The 1,267-nt window shown below is 81.8% G+C and carries 1 pseudogene; it reads right to left on the bottom strand.

Annotation, left to right across the window (positions count from 1 at the left end):
- Positions 1-1,267, bottom strand: a pseudogene (locus tag HLB09_RS17310) (hypothetical protein); the annotation flags it as partial.

Raw genomic sequence — 1,267 nt, 5'->3', positions numbered from 1 at the left:
GACGACGAGGACGGCGCCGCCGGCACCGGTCGGCGCGGCCCGGCTCACGAGACCGGCGCCCCGCCTCAGGCGCCCGCCCCCGGGCCCCCACCAGGCGGTGACGACCCCCGCCGTCGCCCCCGCGGCCAGCGTCACCGGGTCGCCCGGGACCACGGCGGCCCCCTCGAGGAGCACCCCGGTGAGGAAGACGACGGCGGCGGCCACGGCGAGCGGCAGCACCAGCTGCAGCGCCGCGGGGACCAGCGCGCCGATCAGCGGCAGGGGCGAGCGCAGGACCGCCAGCGGGACGTCGCCGCGCCGGGGCCCGACGAGCTCGCGCCGCCGGGACACCCAGCGCTGGCTGCGATCGACCACCCTCGCCACGACGACGACGACGGCGGCGACGAGGACGCCCACGGCCGGCAGGAGCGCCGTGACGGCGACGAGCGCCGCGGCCCAGGCGGCGCGCAGGCCCGGGCGGTCCGGGCGCCGCACCGGCGGCTCGCCCAGGGGCGGCAGGGGTGCGGGGGTGCCCACCCCGTCGTACCCCCGGCCGTGCCCCCCGTCGTGCCCCCAGTCGTGCCCCGGGTCGTACGCCCGGTCGTACCCGTGGTCGTACGACCGCTCGTACCCGTGGACGCTCCCCCGCTCGTGGCCGGCTCCCCGCCCGCGGTCGGGCGGCCACGCCGCGGGGGCTGCCCACGGGTTCGCAGCCGGTGCCCGCACCGCCTGGGGCTGCTCCGCCTCGGCCCAGGGCGCCTCGCTCCAGGCCGTCCGGGCCCCCGACTCGTAGGGGGCCGACTCGTGGGGGGCCGACTCCGTCCGGCTCGCCCCCACGGGGCCGTGGCCCCAGGGGTCGGGACGACCCGCCGGGGCCGGCTCCGCGGTGCTCGAGCGGGGCAGGGCGCTCGTCGGGCGCGCGCTCATCGCCGCGGTGCGCTCCTCCGCCTCCCCGGTCCCCCGCGGCGACCCGGCGGAGCCCCGACCCGCGGCCGGGAGGGCCGTCGTGCTGACGTCGTCCTGCGCGACGAGCCCCTCGTCGTCCTCGTCCCAGGGCCCCTCGTCGGTCTCGTCCCAGGGCCCCTCGTCGCCCTCGTCCCAGGGCCCCTCGTCGTCGCCCTCGTCCCAGGGCCCCTCCTCCTCGCCGACGGCCGGCGGGGCGGGCACCGCCGTCGTGGCCGCCGAGCGGGGGTCGACGCCGTCGGCGCCGTCCGCGAGCGCTGCGTCGTCGAGGTCGTCGTCGGGGTCGGCCCCCGACGGCGCGCCGGCGCCCCGGTCGGCCACGGCG

Source organism: Pseudokineococcus marinus, from assembly GCF_013004605.1.
GTDB classification, from domain to species: Bacteria; Actinomycetota; Actinomycetes; order Actinomycetales; family Quadrisphaeraceae; genus Pseudokineococcus; species Pseudokineococcus marinus.
This window is presented reverse-complemented; position numbering and strand designations above follow the sequence as displayed.